Source organism: Planctomycetota bacterium (assembly GCA_016235865.1).
GTDB lineage: Bacteria > Planctomycetota > MHYJ01 > JACQXL01 > JACQXL01 > JACRIK01.
The window spans coordinates 241,995-259,573 of the sequence record JACRIK010000003.1 but is presented as its reverse complement, the minus strand read 5'-3'; the positions used below and the strand labels follow the sequence as shown (position 1 = coordinate 259,573).

Genomic DNA, 17,579 nt, shown 5'->3' with positions numbered 1-17,579 from the left:
TTTTATATCTCTATCCGGTAACCCTCTTTTAAGGTTACCATTGCTTTTTTCCAGTCCTTCCTTTGCCCCGGACGGAATTTATATCTCTTGACTTTTCCCTTGACGTTAATGGTCCGGACGCTGTCCACCTTGACCGGGAAAATGCTTTCCACCGAATGTTTAATAATATCCTTGGTGGCGTCATTGTCAACCATGAAAGAATAGACCATTTTTTGCTTGGCAAACTCGGTCTTCTCGGTCAGCAAGGGTTTTTTTATAACATCGTACGGGGATTTATTCATAATTATTTTCTTAACGAAATAAGGTGTTCCAGAGCCTCTTTGGTCAGCATCAGCCGCTGGTATTTTATTACATCATAAGCATTCAGGTCCGTAATCGGCATCAATTTAATGCCCGGGATATTGCGGGAAGACAGATGCAGGGAACGCTTGGGGTCTTTTATGCCCAGCAGGCATTTATGCTTGGGCCTTTCCTTTTTCGGGTCAATCCCCAGTTTTTTGATGATAGCGGAAAAATCCTTGGTCCGGGGGATTTCAATATTAAACGAATTGACGATATAGGTCTCGTTACCCTTGAATTTGGACAGCAACGCCGAATCCAGGGCTTTAATCTTTAACTGGTGGGGGATTGAATAATAGTAACTCCTGGGATGAGGACCGAAGACCACGCCGCCGTGCCTCCAAAGCGGAGAGCGGATGGTGCCGGCCCGGGCCCGGCCGGTGTGCTTCTGCTTCCAGGGTTTCTTGGTGCTGCCTTCTACCTCGCCTCTGTCCTTGGTCGAGGCGTTGCCCTTGCGCTGGTTGGACTGGTACATCACCACAACTTCCTGGAGCAGTTTCTTGTTGACCGTGCCGCCGAACAGGGCCTCGTCAACCGAAACCTTATCGATCTCTTTGCCCTCGTTGTCGTATACTTTTAACTCTAACATATCTATTTCTTAGCCGTCTTTGGCTCTATCTTCTTCTTGGCCTTGCCGGAAACCACCGGCGCCTTCTTGACCAGGTTCGTCTTATAAATCGTCACAAACCCGTTCTTGTGCCCGGGTACTGCGCCGTACACAAAAAGCAGGTTGCGGTTTTTATCTACCCGAACCACCTCTAAATTATCTACCGTCACGGTTTCCACCCCGTAATGCCCGCACATATGTCGGTTGGGCCTGATATGGGTCAGGCGCGAATCGCCCGAAAGTCCGCCCGGACCGCGCATGTTCATTGAGCCGTGACTTTCCGGGCCGCGTTTCTTGTTCCATCTCCGGACCATACCGGTAAATCCCCGGCCTCTGGTTGTGCCGGTCACGCAGACCTTATATACGCCTTCAAAAATATCCACCTTGACCTCGTCGCCCGGCTTGAACGACTCGGCTTCCTTTTCTCCGGCCGGGCCATTAGCTAATCTGAATTCCCGGATAAAACGGGGCGGGGTCTCAACCTTGGAATGCTTCAGATGCCCCAGAATGGCCTTGGTGGTATTCTGCTTCTTCTTGGCGTCAAATCCGACTTGGACCGCATTATAGCCGTCCGTCTTAATGGTCTTGACCTGCAACACCGGACAGGGACCGGCCTTGAGCACGGTCACCGGCACCACATTGCCGTCTTCCTTGAAGACCTGGGTCATTCCCAGCTTCGTTGCTAATAATCCGGGCATTGGTAACATATAGGCACTGTCATGCTGAACACTATAGGTAATGTCCCTATTTATTTCAGCATCCCTCTGGACCCTGAATATTCAGGGTTATTATATCAATTTTATTTGGATATCCACGCCGCTGGGCACGTTCAGGTTCTTAAGCGCCTCGGTGGTCTGGGCTGTCGGGTCTATCAGTTCAATCAGTCGCTTATGAGTGCGGATTTCGAACTGTTCCCGGGCCTTTTTATCCACGTGCGGCGACCTCAGAACCGTATAACGCTCAATATGGGTCGGCAGGGGGATGGGTCCGGCGATTTTAGTCCCGCCCTTCTTGACCGTATTGATAATTTCGCCCACGGTCTGGTCCAGGACCGTATGGTCATAAGAACGCAATTTAATTCGCACTAACATAGACTCCTATTTCTAAAGGGGTTACCCTGCCAGTCCCGCCTTGACGGGACGAAAAGAGTTTTCTCTTATACTCGAAATCGTATCAACTGTCAATATAATTTGATATTTTTTGTTAAAATATCCGCTTAATCAGTTAAATCAGCTGACAATGATTATTTATTTGCTTTTTGCCGGGGTATTGTTATATTAAACCTGTAACCTGATTATATTAAAAGGAGGCAAGTCATGAAAACCAGAACTAAGCGTAGCGTGAATCCGAGCACCCCAAAAGCATTCGGGGGGCGCAGGTCAATAATAATTATGGTTGCGCTGGTAATCGCCACTCTCTTAGGTGGATGCATCATCTACACCCCGCCGGACCCAGACGGCCCGGATTTCTACAGCCCGGCCATACATTATACCCAGCCGCCCCAGCCGGTCCGGGTTGAATTTGTCCACTCGGATATCGAATGGGTACTCTGGGAATATTACGACTGGGACTATGACGTGGTATACAACCTCCATTACCGGTACAAATACTCGGATGACGAGGTGGCTCTGATACTCTTTTTGGCGTATTACGGGCATTGCCAGCCGATTCAGATAGTCCAGTGGCGCCAGTCCGGCATACCTTGGATGACCATAACCACCTACAACTTGAGATTACAGCCGGACATCTTCTTCGTGCCGGTCTCGCCGGCCTACAGATTCGGCCCGCCTTACGGCAATGCCTATGGCAGATACTGGAAAAACCCCAAGACCGTGGTTTTGACCGACAGCGAAATGGTTAATTTAGTTTATTTGAAGACCACGTGTTTAGCTTACAACGCCTCTCCGGTTGAGGTGATTAAACTTCGCGAGCAGGGCCGTGATTTTAACCAGATTATCTGGGTCCACCGGAGCGAAGGCCGGCATATCAAGACGACTAAAGGCCGGGATGTCAGGGAACCACCGGCTAAGATAAAGATGAGGCCGGTTGAGCATGAAAATGACAGGAATAAACCAGGTCATGATAGATACAAAGGTAAACCCATTATATCAGGGGCAGAAGGCAAGATTGAAGACAATAAAGAATCTGGCTCAGACAAGGGTAAACCCGGATTACGTTCTGGCGCAGGCGATATTACCGGCGGCAGGGACGAACAACCCAAGGCAGGCGAAAAACCTAAGCTAGAGGATAAACCAAAGGTAGACGACAAGCCTAAAACCGATAAGAACAAACCATCTAAAGACAAGGGTAAGGACAAGTCAAAAGAGTCTGATAAGCCCAAGTCAGATGGTGGTAATAAGGGCGGTAAACGCTAGTGGGAGCGTACAACACTGGGCGTGATTCCGAGAACAGCGTTCCTATTTTCGGCTGATAACCTTCTTGACCGCTTGGATGATGTCGTCTGCGGTCAGGTGATATTCCTTCATCAGTTCATCCGGCTCGCCGGATTGGCCGAAGCGGTCGTTAATCGCCACCATTTCCAAGGGCGTGGGATGATTCTGAGCCAGGACATCGGCGACGGCACTGCCCAGGCCGCCAATGGCCAGATGTTCTTCCACCGTGACAAGCGCTCCAGTCTTCTTGGCGCAGGTAAGAATCATTTCCGTATCCAGTGGTTTGATGCTGTAGGCATTGATGACCGTGGCTTTGATATTTTCCTTGAGGAGCGCCTCGGCCGCAGTCAGCGCCGCGGCGACCATTACTCCGCAGGCAATGATAGTTACGTTACTCCCTTCGCGGAGGATATTGGACTTGCCGATAATGAATGAGTCGGTCAGCTGGGTGATAACCGGAATCTTGAGTCGGGCCAGCCGGACATAGACCGGCCCTTTGTATTCCGAGGCGGCAAAGAGCGCCTTGGGCGTTTCTACGGCATCACACGGCACCAGCACCGTCATCCCAGGAATCATCCGCATCAGGGCCATATCCTCGATGCCCTGGTGAGAGGCGCCATCTGGACCGACTGAAATCCCGCCGTGCGTGGCAACAATCTTAACATTAAGATTACCGTAGGCAATGGTGTTCCGAATTTGCTCCCAGGCCCGGCCCGAGGCGAAGATGGCGAAGGTGGTGGCAAAGGGAATCTTACCGGCCACGGCCAGACCGGCGGCTGTATTCATCATATTGGCCTCGGCAATGCCCATATTGAAGAACCGTTCCGGGAAGGCCTTAGCAAAATCGTCGGTCTTGGTCGAGCCGGCCAGGTCAGCCGAGAGGACCACGATGTCCTTATTGGCCTTGCCCAGTTCCACCAGGGCGTTACCGCAGGATTCACGGGTGCATCTTAGTTCTGCCATAAAATAATAAATTTACCCCAATTCTTTCAGCGCGGCTTCTATCTGCTGGGCATTGGGCGCCTTGCCGTGCCATTCGTGCTTGTTTTCCATAAAGGACACGCCCTTGCCTTTGACGGTCCGGCAGATAATCATGGTCGGCTTGCCCTTGGCGGTCTCGGCATGGTCCAGCGCCGCGATGATTTTTTCCACTTTATGTCCGTCCACATTAATCACGTTCCAGCCGAAAGCGGCCCATTTTTCAGCCAGCGGCAGGGGCGACATTATTTTCTCAATCGGCCCGTCAATCTGCAGCCCGTTGTAATCAATCAGCCCGACCAGATTATCCAGTTTGTAATGTGCCGCGGCCATGGCTGCCTCCCAGACCTGACCTTCCTGGCATTCACCGTCGCCTAAGAGGACATGGACCCGATAGGATTTCTTATCCAGTTTTCCGGCAATGGCAATCCCGTTGGCAATGGACAATCCCTGGCCCAAAGAACCGCTGGACATCTCCACGCCGGGTGTGCGTTTCATATCCGGATGGCCCTGGAGTATGCTCCCCATCTTGCGCAGGGAATCAAGTTGGCTGATGGGAAAGAATCCGGCTTCGGCCAGCGCGGCATACCAGACCGGCGCGGCGTGGCCTTTGGAGAGCAAGAAACGGTCCCGTTCGAGCCACCTGGGGTCTTTGGGGTTTACCTTGAGTTTATGGAAATATAACGTTACCAGGATTTCTACAGCCGAGAGCGAGCCGCCCGGATGACCCGACCCGGCCTTCCCTATCATCCGGATGATATGCTGGCGGATAGTCCTGGCCTTGGCCTTGAGCGATTCTAACTTGTCAACAGAAAGTGCAGACATGATCAATGTATTTTATTTTTGTACTATCTGTATAATCTGTGTTTGAAGTCCCGCCGCGGCGGGATAAGAGCCTGTAACGACCTGCGGTCTAACAGGCTCTAAATGGGCAGGGGCGGGATCGAACCGCCGACACGTGGATTTTCAGTCCACTGCTCTACCGCTGAGCTACCTACCCGTTTAGTTTATTTTACGTATTCAATTTCTGGAGCGCGCCCAAGGCGGTCTTAATACACTTCAATTCCGCCTGCTTCTTGAGTGCTTCGTTAATTATACTATACTTAACCCGGTTGATAAAAACCGTGCAGATACTGCCAGCCCGGTAATTCTTCAAACTGGCTAGAGTCAGAAGCGTGCTGGTCTCCATTTCAAAGTTAAGAATTCCGATTTTGCCAAAATACTTGGCAATATCCGGAGTCAGAACCGGGAATCCACCCACTGAACGACCCTGGGCCGCATAGAATCCCGGAGCTGTGGCGGTCAATCCCGTGTGATACTTGTGTTTCATCTCGCCTGCGGTGTCTTCCAGCGCTTGGATGACCTGATGATGCGCCACGGCCGGATATCCTTCCGGCACAAAGAACAGCGAGGTGTTTTCCAGCCGCAAGGCCGCCGAGGAGATAATCAAATCACCCACCGCTGTGTGTTTCTGCAGTCCGCCGCAAGAGCCAACCCTTAAAATCGTCAGGTCTTTGGCAATCTGTGAAAGCTCTATCAGGGCGATTTCGGTATTAGCCGGGCCGATGCCGGTGGCCATAACCGAAACCGGTAATCCTTTATACGAGCCGGTATAAGTGACGAACTCGCGGTTGTGCCTGGTGAGTTTAATCCGGTCAAAGAGCTTGGATGTCTTTTCTGCCCGGGAATAATCGCCGCAGAGCAGGACATTGGGTGCCACCTCGCCTCTGCTTAAGGCGATATGATATTGGCGAGCCATAAAACACTTATCCCTTCTCTCTTACAAAGTATCTTATTGGTTTTTGGCGAAACGGAGAATTCGCATTAAATACATTCTAAAGGTATTAGTCAATCAAAAATAAATATTTTATGGGAAATATCGTCCGGAGGGATAATTATTGTGCACTACCAGATGTTGTATTTGTTTCCCGTCGCATTCTTTTATCTTGGACCTGATAAAAATGGCGTGCGGAAACAACCTGGAATTATCTTATCCTGATGAAATTATTCCGGTCTAAATTGAGCTGGTTGAACAACGGGTTGACGGCCTGGATGAATCTGCGGCTGTCCGTGTGATATCCGCTGGTGGGCTTGAGCGATGGGATATGTGATTGGAACAACCGGTTGAGTTGGAACATTGCCAGCTCCCGATAATACTTAGAAAAGATAGAAGCCAAGGCAATAACGAATTCGGACGCATCGCCATCCTTGATAAAACTGACAACGGCGGTAACTTGCGACTTTGATCCGATGGTATACGATGAGTTGTTGAATCCTTGCATTACCGGGCGGACTGTTTTATCAGTGAATAATCTCTGGAGATGGGGAAAGTAATAATTCCGTCCGCCTTGCTTGCCGGCCCGGACGACGAGTATATTATCATGGCTGTATTTATCTATGCAATGCTTAATTAGATTACCCGAAATCTCCCAGAGAAAATCCGCCTTGTTCTGAAGGCGCTGGATGCCGTCATTGAAATCAGCCGGTTCAATAATGCTGACCTGGGCATCGCGGAATCGGATGGAATTATGATTGAATTCTGTCCGAAGCAGTTTAGTGAGACTTTTTATTTCAGTATTGTCCGCTGACAGCGGAAGATTTAGTTTGCCATGGCATCGATAATTAGGTTTTATCAGTCGCCGGAAGACAAGGGCGGTTTTTTCCAGCTCCTTTAATCCCCGGGCCGGAGTGTAGAGCGCCTTGCTGTCGCAGACGGTTATTTTAGCAGGGCATTTACGCTCTGAGATTATATTGGACAGGATTTTCCAAAGGCATTTAATTCTTGGTAAGGGGTGCTTTATCAGCAGGTCATTAGGAAGTTCCAGGACGACCGCGCTGACTACCAGCGGCCCTAACTGTGGGCCGTAGCCGGCTTCGTCAATCCCGACCAAGTGAAAGGACATACATTAACTCTTCGTTCTACTCAGGATAAGAGCCTGTACGTCACTACGTTCCTGCAGGCTCTAAAAATATTTCCGGCTCAGATAGGTGATAATCACGATGAGATACAATACTAGGGTAAATGCATTCAATCCCAGCCCAATCAGCGGCAGGGTTTTGTTTCGTCCGGACTGGAGAATTCCCTTGAAGCTGCTGGCTAATCCGAAGAAAATAATTATCAGGTTAAATCCGGCCAGAGACGCCAGCAAGACTTGATGCGGATACTCCAGTTGATTATCAACCCGGAAGAAAAGCCAAAGCGAGGTATTAAGCAGGAAGATGCAGATAGCCAGAGATCCCAGGACCGTGGCCGTGATTCCGTGGCCGCTGTGTTGGATCATGGGGAGCTGTTTCATATATTAAAACTTAACCCGGCCTAAAAGGTTTAAACTGAAATTAAAGAACGAATTCGTCTGGCCGTCGGATTGAGTGGCCTTGGTCATGACCCAATCTTCGGTGGCGATTAGTCCCAGGGCGACCGAATCGGAAACCCGTCGCTGAAGTCCCATTGAATAAGAAAGTATCAGCCCGAGATCTTCCGGCTCCATATTGGAATAGTCCTGCACGCCGCCCAGGATGCTTAAATGGATGAACGATTTTTTGGTCAGCTGCCCGCTCAAGCCGAAGCCGGCCAGGTAGGTATCCACCCGGCCTTTCTTGGTTTGTCCGTCCACCTCGTGGATGGAATTGCGGTATTCAAATATGAACGGCGAGCTGGTGATATCGCGGATAGGCGAATCGGACGTTCCGATAAAAGGATAAGAATGGTAACGGCCGAAGGTATCCTGGCGCAAATGAATCCGCAGTCGCGCGCCGGCCACGTCGTTAATCTTGAGGTCGTTGTCAAAGTAGGTATATTGCGGACCGATTTCTATCATCAGTTTGCGCCACCAGGGTCGGTTGGCAAAGTCGCGCTGGTGGTTGCTGATGAGAATATCCAGTTCTATTCGGGTGTCCTTGAGATTCTTTTCCAGCTGATTGGTTTTGTCCGTGAGTTCCTTGACCTGCTCTAGTTTATTATCCTTGAGCGCCTGCATCAGTTGCGCCTTAATAGTCTGAATCTCAATCTGGACGGCCTGGACCTTGCGGTCCATCATATAAATCTGAGAGCGAATCACCGAATCAGGCGTGGTCAGGTCAGGCGTTTCCTCGGTGTCGAGAAGGGTGTCAGTTGTATCGCCGTTTACCGGCGACAACAGGATGCCGGTCAGAAACAGTAAAGCCAAAATTAATCTATTCATAGCGCAACGCCTCAATCGGATCCAGTCGCGAGGCCTTCCAGGCCGGCCAGAATCCGAAGAAGATTCCGACACTGGCCGAGAACAAGACCGCAATGATGACCGAAGCCAGCGAGACCGAAACCGGCCAGTTAGTAAAACCTGAGATAATCTTGGCCGCCGACGCGCCCAGAATTATCCCGAAGATTCCCCCGATGGACGAGAGGATGGCCGACTCAACCAGGAACTGGAGCAGGATATCCTTGGCCCGGGCGCCGATGGCCATCCGGATGCCGATTTCCCTGGTCCGTTCGGTCACCGAAACGAGCATAATATTCATTATCCCGATTCCACCAACAATTAAAGAAATGGATGCGATAATCGCCAGCAAAATCGTCATCAATCTTGACGTTGAGGTAACCATCTCGGTCAGTTCGGTCATGTCGCGGATAGTGAAATCATCCTCGGCGCCTTCCATAATGTTATGGCGCTGGCGCAGGAGCTCCGTTACCTCTTTCTTGGTCTTGGGTATCATCTCGGTGGAGGTGGAACTGACCAGGATATGGTCGACATTATTGAATGAGGAGCCCTGGAGAATCCGACTGGCCGTGGTCCAGGGCACCAGAATTACGTCGTCCTGGTCCTGGCCGAAGGCCGAGGCGCCCTTTTTTTCCAGCATCCCGACGACCTTGAAAGGCGTGTTGGATATCCGAATTATTTTCCCGACCACATTTTCTCTTTCTTCTTCGCTGAACAGGTTCTCCGCCACGCCCTGGCCGAGTATGCAGTTCTTGACCGCATTATTGATATCCGATTCGGTAAAGAATTCGCCCTGCGCCATGGACAAACTCCGGATGGTCAGGTAATCCATACCGATACCCTGAACGCTGGTGCGCCAGTTTTTTTCCTTGTAGACAATCTGGCCGCGCGGCCCGCCCACCCTGATCATCGGAGAAACCGCCAGGGCCGAACCGCATTCCCGGGCGATGGCCTCGCAATCCTTGATGGTCAGGGTGGACCGGCTTCCGGCTCCATAATGGAGTCCGCCGCTGGTGGCGCTGCCCGGGAATATCATCAGGACGTTGTTGCCCATGCTTTTTATCTGCTCTTTAATCATCGTGGTTGCGCCCTGGCCCACCGCAATCACCGTAATTACCGCGGCAATCCCGATGATGATGCCGATGATGGTCAGCACCGAGCGGGCCTTGTTGCGCATCAACGCCCTTAATGCAATACGCTGGGAAATAAATATATTCATATTATCACGCCGTCCTTCATCTGGAATCTCTTTCTGGCGAATTCCGCGATATCAGGTTCGTGGGTAATCATCACTATCGTCAGTCCCTGTTCGTTTAGGGTGCGGACTATCTCCATTATTTCCTTGCTGGACTTGGAGTCGAGATTCCCGGTCGGTTCGTCGGCCAGCAGGAATTTGGGTTGGTTGACCAGGGCCCGGGCAATGGCTACCCGCTGCTGCTGGCCGCCGGACAACTGGCTGGAATAGTGCCTGATCCGGTCGCCCAAGCCCAGCTGCTCCAGTATGGCCTTGGCCCGCCTGTGCCTTTCCTTGCCGGTTAATGAACTGCCGTAAAACAGGGGCAGTTCCACGTTCTCCAAGGCCGAGGTCCGGGCCAGGAGATTGAAGTTCTGGAATACGAACCCGATTTTCTTGTTGCGGATGCGGGCCAGTTCGTCCCGGCTGAGCGTGGCGATATCCGTGCCTTCTATTAGATATCGGCCGTTGGTCGGCTTGTCCAGGCAACCGATGATATTCATCAGGGTGGTCTTGCCCGAGCCCGAAGCGCCCATGATAGCGATAAAATCACCTTCTTTAATAGTAAGCGAAACGCCCCTCAAGGCCGGGATATCCACCTCGCCCAACCGGTAGGTCTTGGTGATATTCTCCAGTGAGATAAAAGTCTGCATAATGGCAAATTTAGATTGCTTCGTCGCGGAGTTTATCCCGCTTCCCAGCGGGGCTCCTCGCAGTGGCATACTTTCTGCTTGTCATTGCGAGCGTCAGCGAAGCAATCTCTTTGAAATTACATACGGCAAATTAACGCCGTCCGAATCCGGTTCGCTGCGGCATAAACGGATTGGTAGCCGCGGATTCTTCTTTGGTTATTGTGCCGGTCACCACTTCCTGGCCTTCCTTGATATCGCCGTTCAGTATCTCGGTAAAAGAACCGTCTGTGATGCCAACCTTGACGCTAATGGGTTTGAGTGTTCCATCGCTCAGCGTCCAGATTTGTTTCCGAACTGAGGTCTCGGTTTTCTCTTTTGTCCTTCGGCCCATTCCAGGTTGATGCTGGGAATCAGGTGACCGGCCCGCCGGGTCACCCTGCGGGCGAGACTCGGTATTTGCGCCGGCCTGTTCCTTATTGGCCTCAGCCGTCTCGGTGGTCTTATATTTATCCGCATCCTGGGGCACAAAGCGCAGGGCCGCATTGGGCACCCGCAGGACGTTAGCATGTTTATCAACCTCGAACGACAGGTTGGCGGTCATGCCGGGCAGGAGTTTCTCCTCGGGATTATCCGCATAGATAATTACCGTATAGGTGACCACATTCTGGGTGGTGGTGGGCGATAATCTGATCTGGGCCACCCGGCCGCTGAACCTCTGTTCCGGATAGGCGTCCACGGTAAAATTAACCGCCTGGTCCAGCGAAATCTTTCCGATATCGGCCTCGGCTACGCTGGCCTGGATCTGGATTTTATTGAGATTATTGGCAATCACGAACAGGGTCGGGGCCGAGAGCGAAGCGGCCACGGTCTGGCCTTCATCCACGTTGCGGGAGACCACGATGCCGTCAATCGGGGATTTGATGGTGGTATAGGCCAGGTTTATCTCGGACATCTTCAGGGCGGCCTGGGACTGCTCGATGCCGGCCTTGGCCAGTTTCAACTGGGCTATCAGCGAATCGTATGATGCCACGGCTGTGTCCAGTTCCGACTGTGAAATCAGTTCTTTCTGGGCCAATTCCTGGGCCCGTTTGAATTCATTCTCGGCCTGGGTCAGGTTGGCCTCGACCCGTTCGGCCTCGGCGATGCTCCGTGCCAGGCTGGCCCGGTCCTGGGCCACCCGCGCCTCATACGACGCCGGGTCGATCTGGGCGATGATATCGCCTTCCTTGACCCGGGAATTGAAGTCCACGTATAACTTCTTGACCGGGCCGGTTACCTGGGTGCCCACCTGGACCTGCTGCAGGGGCTGGACCACGCCGCTCGAGGTGACTATCTTAATCACCGTGCCCTTGTCCGCCTTGGCCGTCTTGTATGACACCGCGCCGTTACTGCCTCCGCCGCCCAGTATGAAATACAGGGCCGCGGCCGCGCCCAGGACCGCAATTACAATAATAATCTTTTTCATAATCTTATTTATATCCTCCAACTATTTTCTCCAGCGCCGAACTGGCAATCAGGTAGTCAAACTGGGCTTGGATGATATTCTCCCGCGCCTTGGTCAGCGACACCTGGGCGTCGGTCAGTTCGATGGCCGAGGCCTTGCCGGTCCGGTAGCGCTGTTCGATGAAATTCAGGTTCTCCTCGGCCTGCTGGAGTATCTTCCGGTTCACCTCCAGTTTCTGGGTGGCGTCGAGCATCTGGGTCTTGGCCCGGGTGATATCCAGGAAGATGCGTTGTTCCAGTGAACTCAAGGCCGTCCGGGCCGACTTGAGATTGGCCGTGGCGCTCTTTATGGACTCCATCTTCTGCCCGCTCTTGAACAGGTCCATGGCTAATAATGCCGTGACCGCCCGGGTCCAGTCCAGCGGAAAGCTGTTCCCACTGAAGCTATACGAGGCGGACAGCGACAGTGAGGGCCAGAGCGCGGCCACCGCATTATCCACTCCGGCGCCGGCTGATTCGACCCGGGAGTGCTGGGCCTTTAGCTCAGGGTTATTGGCTGTGGCTGTTTGGAATAATGTCTCGGTCGGTTCGGCGGGTGTCCCGGCGCCTGAAATAGCCACCGGTGATTCATCCAGCCGGTATTCCGGATTCTCGGCCAGGCCCAGGACGTTGTTGAGAATCTGGCGGTTGACGAACAGGGCATTGCGGGCGTTAATCAGGCTCAACTGGGCGTTGCCCAGGTTGACCTCGGCCTTGGTGATGTCGTATCTTATCTTGGTGCCGACCTCGAAAAAGGTCCGGGCCTGTTCCAGATATTTCTCGTTCTGACGCACCGTCTCCTCGGCCAGCCGCACCGCCGAGACCTGGCGCAATACATTATAATACGCCTCCTTGACCGAGTAGATGACGCTGTTCCGGGCCTGCGCCAAATCGTATTCAGCCGCCAGGGCATCGTGATAATACAGCCGCACCTGGGAATCGGTCTTGTCAAAATCATAGACATACTGGCTTAAGGATAGGCCGGTGGAATAGGAATTGCTGTTCAGGGTGTCGTTGGTGCTCTTTTGGGAACTGATGCTGCCCGACACCTGTGGGTAATAACCGCCTTTCTTGCCGGCCAGCTGTGATTGGGCCGAGGCCAGTCGCTCCCTGGACTGGGCCACCGCCGGATTGTATTGCAGGGCAATACCCACGGTCTTGTCCAGCGTCAGGACGGTATCCCGGGTCAGCCCGATTTCCGATGCTTTGACGGTCCGCTGGCCCGGCGGCAGGGCCTCGGCCTGCTGGACCCGGCGCGCCTCGGTTACCGTGGAACAGCCGGCCAGCAACAGGCCCGCGCATAGCAGCCAGATAAACTTTATCGGATAATTCTGATTCATAGTAGCCCCGATGGTCATCGGGATAACCGGCTGTAAATCACTTCGTTCTAACAGCCGGTAACTGGACGGACTCATCAGTCCGTCTGTTTCATGTTATATAATACACTTTTGCGTGTCAATAGTTTCGGCGATTTTTTATAATATTTATTACAGCCGAAAATAATGGCGCGCCGCCGTTTATTATTATAGAATATAACCAGGTAACGGACAAGAAAAAGAGGAACACGAATACGGACGAATTAAAGCGAATCGTACGAATGAGATTTATGTTCGTGGGATTCGTCCTATTAGTGTGATTCGTGTTTGTATTGAAGGAGATATATTATGATAAAGACAGCCAGGCACAGCAAGAGCCGGGCGGACCGCGGGATTAAGGCGGCCATCCGGACCATAAACGACTTCCCGAAAAAGGGCATCAAGTTCCGGGATATCGCCCCGTTGCTGGCCAATCCGGCCCTGACCCGGCGGATGGTGGAACTGATGTGCCGGGGATTTGCCCGGCCCGGCGTGGCCGGCCGGATAGCGGTGGACAAGGTGGTCGGAATCGAATCGCGGGGATTTATCCTGGGCGCCATGGTGGCCCAAAAGCTGGGGGTGGGATTTGTCATGGCCCGGAAAAAGGGAAAACTGCCCGGTAAGGTCATCGCCCGGGAATACGGGCTGGAATACGGCACCGCCTGCCTGGAGCTCCAGCAGGACTGCGTAAAAAAAGGAGAAAGAATTCTGATCATTGACGACGTCCTGGCCACCGGCGGGACAATCCAGGCGGTCAGCGAGCTGGTTGAGTCCCGGGGCGGCCGGGTGGTTGGAATAAGATTCCTGATAAACCTGACCTACGTGCCCCGGCTGGCCGGGTTTAAACTGCATTCAAATGTAAAGAGCCTGGTGGAATTGTAACTGAACCGTCCGGCCGGGGAGAGGAAAACAAGTTCCTGCCGCAACGGCGCAAAGCTATTGAGATTCCTTTGACACCGCCGGTTTAATTTGGTAGAAAGCCAGTATATGGACGACGCCTTAATGCAGTTTGTCGTAATTATAACGATTATCCTCGGCCTGGCGCTGGTGGTAATCCTTATCCGCCAGCGCTTCTACGCCGATAAACCGGCCGCGCCGCCTGAAGAACCAGAGGACGTTGACATCGCCGGCAGTCCCATCAGCCACGCGTCTCCCGAAGAGACGCACGACCCCAACGAGACCACCATTCCCATCTACAAACTCAGCAATATCGCCGAGGCCGAAACGCTAAAAGCCCTGCTGGAAGAAAACGGCATCGACTGCATGGTCCATTCATTCTATGATTCCGCCTATGACGGCCTGTGGCAGGCGCAAAAGGGCTGGGGCGTCCTCAAGGTGCTGGCCAAAGACACGGCCAAGGCCGAAGACCTGATAGACGCCTTTCTCGAAGCCAAAGAACAGGTGCCCGATGAGATGTCCCAGGCAACGCCTATCCCGGCTGACCGGCCCGTATTATCCAGAATCATCTCTGCCGCGGCGTTGATTATACTGCTCGGCGTATCGGCACTTGCCGTTATAGCCCTGTTCTCGGCCTACCGGGAATCCGGCCGGAAACTGGCCAATGAAGGATATTATTGCTCGCTTAATAACGAATATGATAAGGCCATAGAATATTATGACAGGGCCATAAGCCGCTGGTATAGAGAATCCTGGGTGTATTTTAACCGGGGTTACGCCAAAACGGAAAAAGGCGACTATGACGGTGGTATTGCGGATTATACCAAGGTTATCGCAGAGGATAGCATAGCCCAATACAATCGAGCTTGTTGTTACGCACTTAAGAAAGACAAAAAAATGGCCCTCAGTGAACTATTCATGGCTATAAGCAGAGACTCAAACTGGAAAACATACGCGCAAAAGGACAACGATTTTAAATGGCTCTGGGCCGATGAAGAATTCAAGAAGATAACTGAATAGAATTATGACTAAAACCCTGTTAATCATCTTCGGCCTGGTCTGCGCCCCGATGCTCTACGAGTTCGGGGCGCTCCGCATCCGTAGGCATCGGAGCGCCGTGATTGTCTGTCTGCTGGTATGCCTGGCCGCGGTTGGATGCCAGTCGACCGTCCCGTCCCAAGCTCCTGAACCGGCATTATCGGATGCGCTTAACCGGCAGCAGATATCCACCACCGAGGCCCTGATGAAACAGGCCACCTGTCGGGTCTATGTCAGCGGCCGCTTTGCCGGCACCGGCTCGCTTATCCGGGATGACCTGGTCATCACCGCCGCCCATCTCTTCGAAGGCCGGCCAATTATTGACCATCCCGTTACGCCGACCAGCTATACGCCCATCGCGGTACTGTTCATGCCTCTGCCGGATGACCGGGCCTCGGCCAAGCCGTTCCCCGATGTCTTCATGGGCATCTCCCGGACCACGGCCAGCTTAATCCTGCTCAATCAGGAAATCGACCTGGCGATTCTGGCCATTACGCCGACCGGACGCCAGCCGCTGGGCCTGGCCCAGGACTGCTCCATCGGCCAAAAGGTCATGGCGCCCAGCTACAAACACGGCAAAGAATTGATATTTCCCCTGGGCGACGTGATTGATATCACCGCAGACGGCATTATTTACAACGCCTCGGCCGGCAGCGGCTCCAGCGGCGGCCCGATCGTCAACCTCCAGGGCCAGCTGGTCGGACTCTGCAAAGGCGCGGTCGAAGGCGGCTTGAAAATCATGCCGGCCAATTACCGGACCATCCGGGACTGGCTCGGCAAAATAAATAAAGTAACCGCGGAGACGATAAAATGAGACCTGAGCTTGGATTCATCTTCGGGCTGGCCGCCTGCCTGGCCGCGGCGGTTGGCTGCGGCACAACGCAGATCGCGGACGGCAACCCACGGGTCGACAAAGGGGATGCCGTCTGGCAACCCAAAGAGTCTGACAAGGCGATTGAGGATTCTACCAGGGTAATCGAACTGTCGCCTGATGATTACCGGGGCTATTATGCCCGGGGCGTGGTTTTATCCGGCAGGAAAGAATACGACAACGCCCTAAAAGACCTGGATAAAGCCATCGAGCTCAACCCGGATTATGACCAGGCCTACCAGGACCGGGGACTTGTCAGGTTCGATAAAACCGATTTCGACGGCGCCATCGCCGACTGGGAACAGGCCATCCGGCTGAACCCGTCATTTGAAAAGGAATTAAGGCCGGAGATTGACCGGGCCAGGCAGGCCAGAGTGGAAAAAACCGATGCCGAGAATTTCAAAACTATCACCGACTTTTACCGCAAAAAATTCCCCAAGACCAGCTTTCGCAATCTGGCGGTTGGGGCCAGGTTTACCGATGGCGGGCCGGCAAACAAAACCGGCTACCACATTTTCGTTCCCCGGGAAATAGAACAGGTTTATTTATATCCGTATGCGGAGGGGTTTCTCAGGAAACAACTGGCCGGCGACGACCCCCTGGGGAAGATGATTGCCGACAACCTGTTGCAGCTGAAAAAAGGCGTTCTGTTCAGCCAGCCCGGCGCGACCGAATCCCATGACGGGGCGCCGGAAATTGAATGCGTTGATTATGTCACCCCGTTCAAATACTATCTGCTCGAGCATCCCGTCGAACAATCCATTCCCGGGCTGAAAGAACTGCTCAACGACAAGGATAAGGATGTCCGGGCCGCCGCCGAATCGGCCCTGAAAACACTGGGCGTGCCGGAAAAAGAGATAGCGGAAGCCAAGGAGGAATCGGACAAGATAGATATCAATAAAGCCTCGGAGCTGATTATCGCGCATATCTTTAAGGGCAACCCCCGGATGAATCCGGCCGCCCGGTTTGCGTTTATTGAATCCACCACGCCCGAAATATTCGAGGAAATGGGCTTCCAGGTATTTGTCATCACCTCTGAGGTCAGATATGGCTGGTCATACATCATATATCGGAAGCGGGTCTTTGACTTTCTGGACGGCATCAGGTCGATGTGCGCGGCCGATATCGACGGCAACGGTCAGCCCGAAATGATATTCACCGTGTCCGGCGGCTCCGGCATCCACGCCAGCACCGTCGGCATCTGTTATAAGGACGGGGCTTCCATCAGGAAATCCACGGCTTCATTTTACTACAGCTCGCCCCAGGGCGACGATTTATTTGCCCGGAAGCAGGACCAACAGACAGTCGCGATTGAGATTCGCAGGCCGTCCGGCGAATCCGCTTATGGCGGCGATTTTATCGCTGAATTAGGGCAGGTCCGGATCGAAAACAAGGCCGGCGTGCTGACCTGCGCGCTTAAAGAAAACCCCAACCTGCCCGGCGAGATTAAAAAATACATCCATAAAACCCAGCCGGCCAAGGAGGGGAAGTAAGCCACAGATTTCACTGCCCTTTACGCAGTAATGGTCGAGAACTCCGCAGAGACTCCCGACAAAT

General features: G+C 52.9%; 19 protein-coding genes and 1 tRNA gene. 5 read left to right on the top strand and 15 right to left on the bottom strand.

All coding sequences use genetic code 11. The annotated features are described in order from the left end of the window. Positions 1-2: 2 nt before the first annotated feature. The 4 genes from rplW to rpsJ form a co-directional block, all read right to left on the bottom strand. Positions 3-281, bottom strand: a complete 279-nt coding sequence (gene rplW / locus HZA49_02605) for a 50S ribosomal protein L23 (GenBank protein ID MBI5778327.1) — start codon at positions 279-281, stop codon at positions 3-5. A gap of 2 nt (positions 282-283) precedes the next feature. Continuing rightward, on the bottom strand, positions 284-928 hold the full coding sequence (gene rplD, locus HZA49_02600) for a 50S ribosomal protein L4 (GenBank protein ID MBI5778326.1): 645 nt from the start codon (positions 926-928) through the stop codon (positions 284-286). Between the two features lie 2 nt (positions 929-930). Next, positions 931-1,644, bottom strand: coding sequence for a 50S ribosomal protein L3 (gene rplC, locus HZA49_02595; GenBank protein MBI5778325.1), 714 nt, complete (start codon positions 1,642-1,644; stop codon positions 931-933). A gap of 90 nt (positions 1,645-1,734) precedes the next feature. Beyond that, entirely contained in the window at positions 1,735-2,037 is a 303-nt protein-coding gene (gene rpsJ, locus HZA49_02590) for a 30S ribosomal protein S10 (protein MBI5778324.1), read from the bottom strand. Between the two features lie 225 nt (positions 2,038-2,262). On the opposite strand from rpsJ, the gene HZA49_02585 reads away from it, so the two are divergent. Next, positions 2,263-3,321 (top strand): hypothetical protein, encoded by a 1,059-nt coding sequence (locus tag HZA49_02585; GenBank protein MBI5778323.1) that lies wholly within the window; start codon positions 2,263-2,265, stop codon positions 3,319-3,321. Between the two features lie 42 nt (positions 3,322-3,363). Here the strand turns inward: HZA49_02585 and HZA49_02580 are convergent, their stop codons facing one another. The 11 genes from HZA49_02580 to HZA49_02530 form a co-directional block, all read right to left on the bottom strand. Then, the gene (locus HZA49_02580; protein MBI5778322.1) at positions 3,364-4,302 is read right to left on the bottom strand and encodes a transketolase family protein; all 939 of its coding nucleotides are present in this window, start codon (positions 4,300-4,302) and stop codon (positions 3,364-3,366) included. Between the two features lie 12 nt (positions 4,303-4,314). After that, complete coding sequence (locus tag HZA49_02575; GenBank protein ID MBI5778321.1) at positions 4,315-5,142, bottom strand: transketolase; 828 nt, start codon at positions 5,140-5,142, stop codon at positions 4,315-4,317. A 103-nt stretch (positions 5,143-5,245) separates the two neighbouring features. After that, a tRNA-Phe gene (locus HZA49_02570) sits at positions 5,246-5,317 on the bottom strand. Positions 5,318-5,329: 12 nt separating this feature from the next. Continuing rightward, positions 5,330-6,076, bottom strand: coding sequence for a nucleoside phosphorylase (locus tag HZA49_02565; GenBank protein ID MBI5778320.1), 747 nt, complete (start codon positions 6,074-6,076; stop codon positions 5,330-5,332). A gap of 226 nt (positions 6,077-6,302) precedes the next feature. Further along, positions 6,303-7,220 carry a hypothetical protein gene (locus HZA49_02560; protein MBI5778319.1) on the bottom strand — a complete coding sequence of 306 codons (918 nt, stop codon included), beginning with the start codon at positions 7,218-7,220 and terminating at the stop codon, positions 6,303-6,305. A gap of 60 nt (positions 7,221-7,280) precedes the next feature. Next, positions 7,281-7,613, bottom strand: a complete 333-nt coding sequence (locus tag HZA49_02555) for a hypothetical protein (GenBank protein ID MBI5778318.1) — start codon at positions 7,611-7,613, stop codon at positions 7,281-7,283. 3 nt (positions 7,614-7,616) lie between these two features. Further along, entirely contained in the window at positions 7,617-8,498 is an 882-nt protein-coding gene (locus tag HZA49_02550; protein ID MBI5778317.1) for a hypothetical protein, read from the bottom strand. Continuing rightward, complete coding sequence (locus HZA49_02545) at positions 8,491-9,732, bottom strand: ABC transporter permease (protein MBI5778316.1); 1,242 nt, start codon at positions 9,730-9,732, stop codon at positions 8,491-8,493. Before HZA49_02545 ends, HZA49_02550 begins: the two co-directional genes overlap by 8 nt. Then, entirely contained in the window at positions 9,729-10,400 is a 672-nt protein-coding gene (locus tag HZA49_02540) for an ABC transporter ATP-binding protein (GenBank protein ID MBI5778315.1), read from the bottom strand. Before HZA49_02540 ends, HZA49_02545 begins: the two co-directional genes overlap by 4 nt. A 130-nt stretch (positions 10,401-10,530) precedes the next feature. Beyond that, positions 10,531-11,844, bottom strand: a complete 1,314-nt coding sequence (locus HZA49_02535) for an efflux RND transporter periplasmic adaptor subunit (protein ID MBI5778314.1) — start codon at positions 11,842-11,844, stop codon at positions 10,531-10,533. 4 nt (positions 11,845-11,848) lie between these two features. After that, positions 11,849-13,276, bottom strand: a complete 1,428-nt coding sequence (locus HZA49_02530) for a TolC family protein (GenBank protein ID MBI5778313.1) — start codon at positions 13,274-13,276, stop codon at positions 11,849-11,851. A gap of 249 nt (positions 13,277-13,525) precedes the next feature. Here HZA49_02530 and HZA49_02525 point away from each other — a divergent pair, with 249 nt between their 5' ends. The 4 genes from HZA49_02525 (at position 13,526) to HZA49_02510 (ending at position 17,515) form a co-directional block, all read left to right on the top strand. Continuing rightward, complete coding sequence (locus HZA49_02525; protein MBI5778312.1) at positions 13,526-14,098, top strand: adenine phosphoribosyltransferase; 573 nt, start codon at positions 13,526-13,528, stop codon at positions 14,096-14,098. Between the two features lie 105 nt (positions 14,099-14,203). After that, on the top strand, positions 14,204-15,133 hold the full coding sequence (locus HZA49_02520) for a DUF2007 domain-containing protein (GenBank protein MBI5778311.1): 930 nt from the start codon (positions 14,204-14,206) through the stop codon (positions 15,131-15,133). A gap of 4 nt (positions 15,134-15,137) precedes the next feature. After that, positions 15,138-15,965: a trypsin-like peptidase domain-containing protein gene (locus HZA49_02515; protein MBI5778310.1), complete on the top strand. Its 828-nt coding sequence runs from the start codon at positions 15,138-15,140 to the stop codon at positions 15,963-15,965. Beyond that, positions 15,962-17,515: a tetratricopeptide repeat protein gene (locus HZA49_02510; protein ID MBI5778309.1), complete on the top strand. Its 1,554-nt coding sequence runs from the start codon at positions 15,962-15,964 to the stop codon at positions 17,513-17,515. Before HZA49_02515 ends, HZA49_02510 begins: the two co-directional genes overlap by 4 nt. The last annotated feature ends 64 nt before the right edge of the window (positions 17,516-17,579 follow it).

Bases quoted from the DNA above. Each gene is read 5' to 3' on its own strand.
- HZA49_02535 (MBI5778314.1), bottom strand. From the start codon at position 11,844: ATGAAAAAGATTATTATTGTAATTGCGGTCCTGGGCGCGGCCGCGGCC.
- HZA49_02515 (MBI5778310.1), top strand. From the start codon at position 15,138: ATGACTAAAACCCTGTTAATCATCTTCGGCCTGGTCTGCGCCCCGATG.
- HZA49_02510 (MBI5778309.1), top strand. From the start codon at position 15,962: ATGAGACCTGAGCTTGGATTCATCTTCGGGCTGGCCGCCTGCCTGGCC.
- rplW (MBI5778327.1), bottom strand. From the start codon at position 281: ATGAATAAATCCCCGTACGATGTTATAAAAAAACCCTTGCTGACCGAG.
- HZA49_02550 (MBI5778317.1), bottom strand. From the start codon at position 8,498: ATGAATAGATTAATTTTGGCTTTACTGTTTCTGACCGGCATCCTGTTG.
- rpsJ (MBI5778324.1), bottom strand. From the start codon at position 2,037: ATGTTAGTGCGAATTAAATTGCGTTCTTATGACCATACGGTCCTGGAC.
- HZA49_02530 (MBI5778313.1), bottom strand. From the start codon at position 13,276: ATGAGTCCGTCCAGTTACCGGCTGTTAGAACGAAGTGATTTACAGCCG.
- HZA49_02580 (MBI5778322.1), bottom strand. From the start codon at position 4,302: ATGGCAGAACTAAGATGCACCCGTGAATCCTGCGGTAACGCCCTGGTG.
- HZA49_02545 (MBI5778316.1), bottom strand. From the start codon at position 9,732: ATGAATATATTTATTTCCCAGCGTATTGCATTAAGGGCGTTGATGCGC.
- HZA49_02520 (MBI5778311.1), top strand. From the start codon at position 14,204: ATGGACGACGCCTTAATGCAGTTTGTCGTAATTATAACGATTATCCTC.
- HZA49_02575 (MBI5778321.1), bottom strand. From the start codon at position 5,142: ATGTCTGCACTTTCTGTTGACAAGTTAGAATCGCTCAAGGCCAAGGCC.
- HZA49_02525 (MBI5778312.1), top strand. From the start codon at position 13,526: ATGATAAAGACAGCCAGGCACAGCAAGAGCCGGGCGGACCGCGGGATT.
- HZA49_02555 (MBI5778318.1), bottom strand. From the start codon at position 7,613: ATGAAACAGCTCCCCATGATCCAACACAGCGGCCACGGAATCACGGCC.
- HZA49_02560 (MBI5778319.1), bottom strand. From the start codon at position 7,220: ATGTCCTTTCACTTGGTCGGGATTGACGAAGCCGGCTACGGCCCACAG.
- rplC (MBI5778325.1), bottom strand. From the start codon at position 1,644: ATGCCCGGATTATTAGCAACGAAGCTGGGAATGACCCAGGTCTTCAAG.
- HZA49_02585 (MBI5778323.1), top strand. From the start codon at position 2,263: ATGAAAACCAGAACTAAGCGTAGCGTGAATCCGAGCACCCCAAAAGCA.
- HZA49_02565 (MBI5778320.1), bottom strand. From the start codon at position 6,076: ATGGCTCGCCAATATCATATCGCCTTAAGCAGAGGCGAGGTGGCACCC.
- rplD (MBI5778326.1), bottom strand. From the start codon at position 928: ATGTTAGAGTTAAAAGTATACGACAACGAGGGCAAAGAGATCGATAAG.
- HZA49_02540 (MBI5778315.1), bottom strand. From the start codon at position 10,400: ATGCAGACTTTTATCTCACTGGAGAATATCACCAAGACCTACCGGTTG.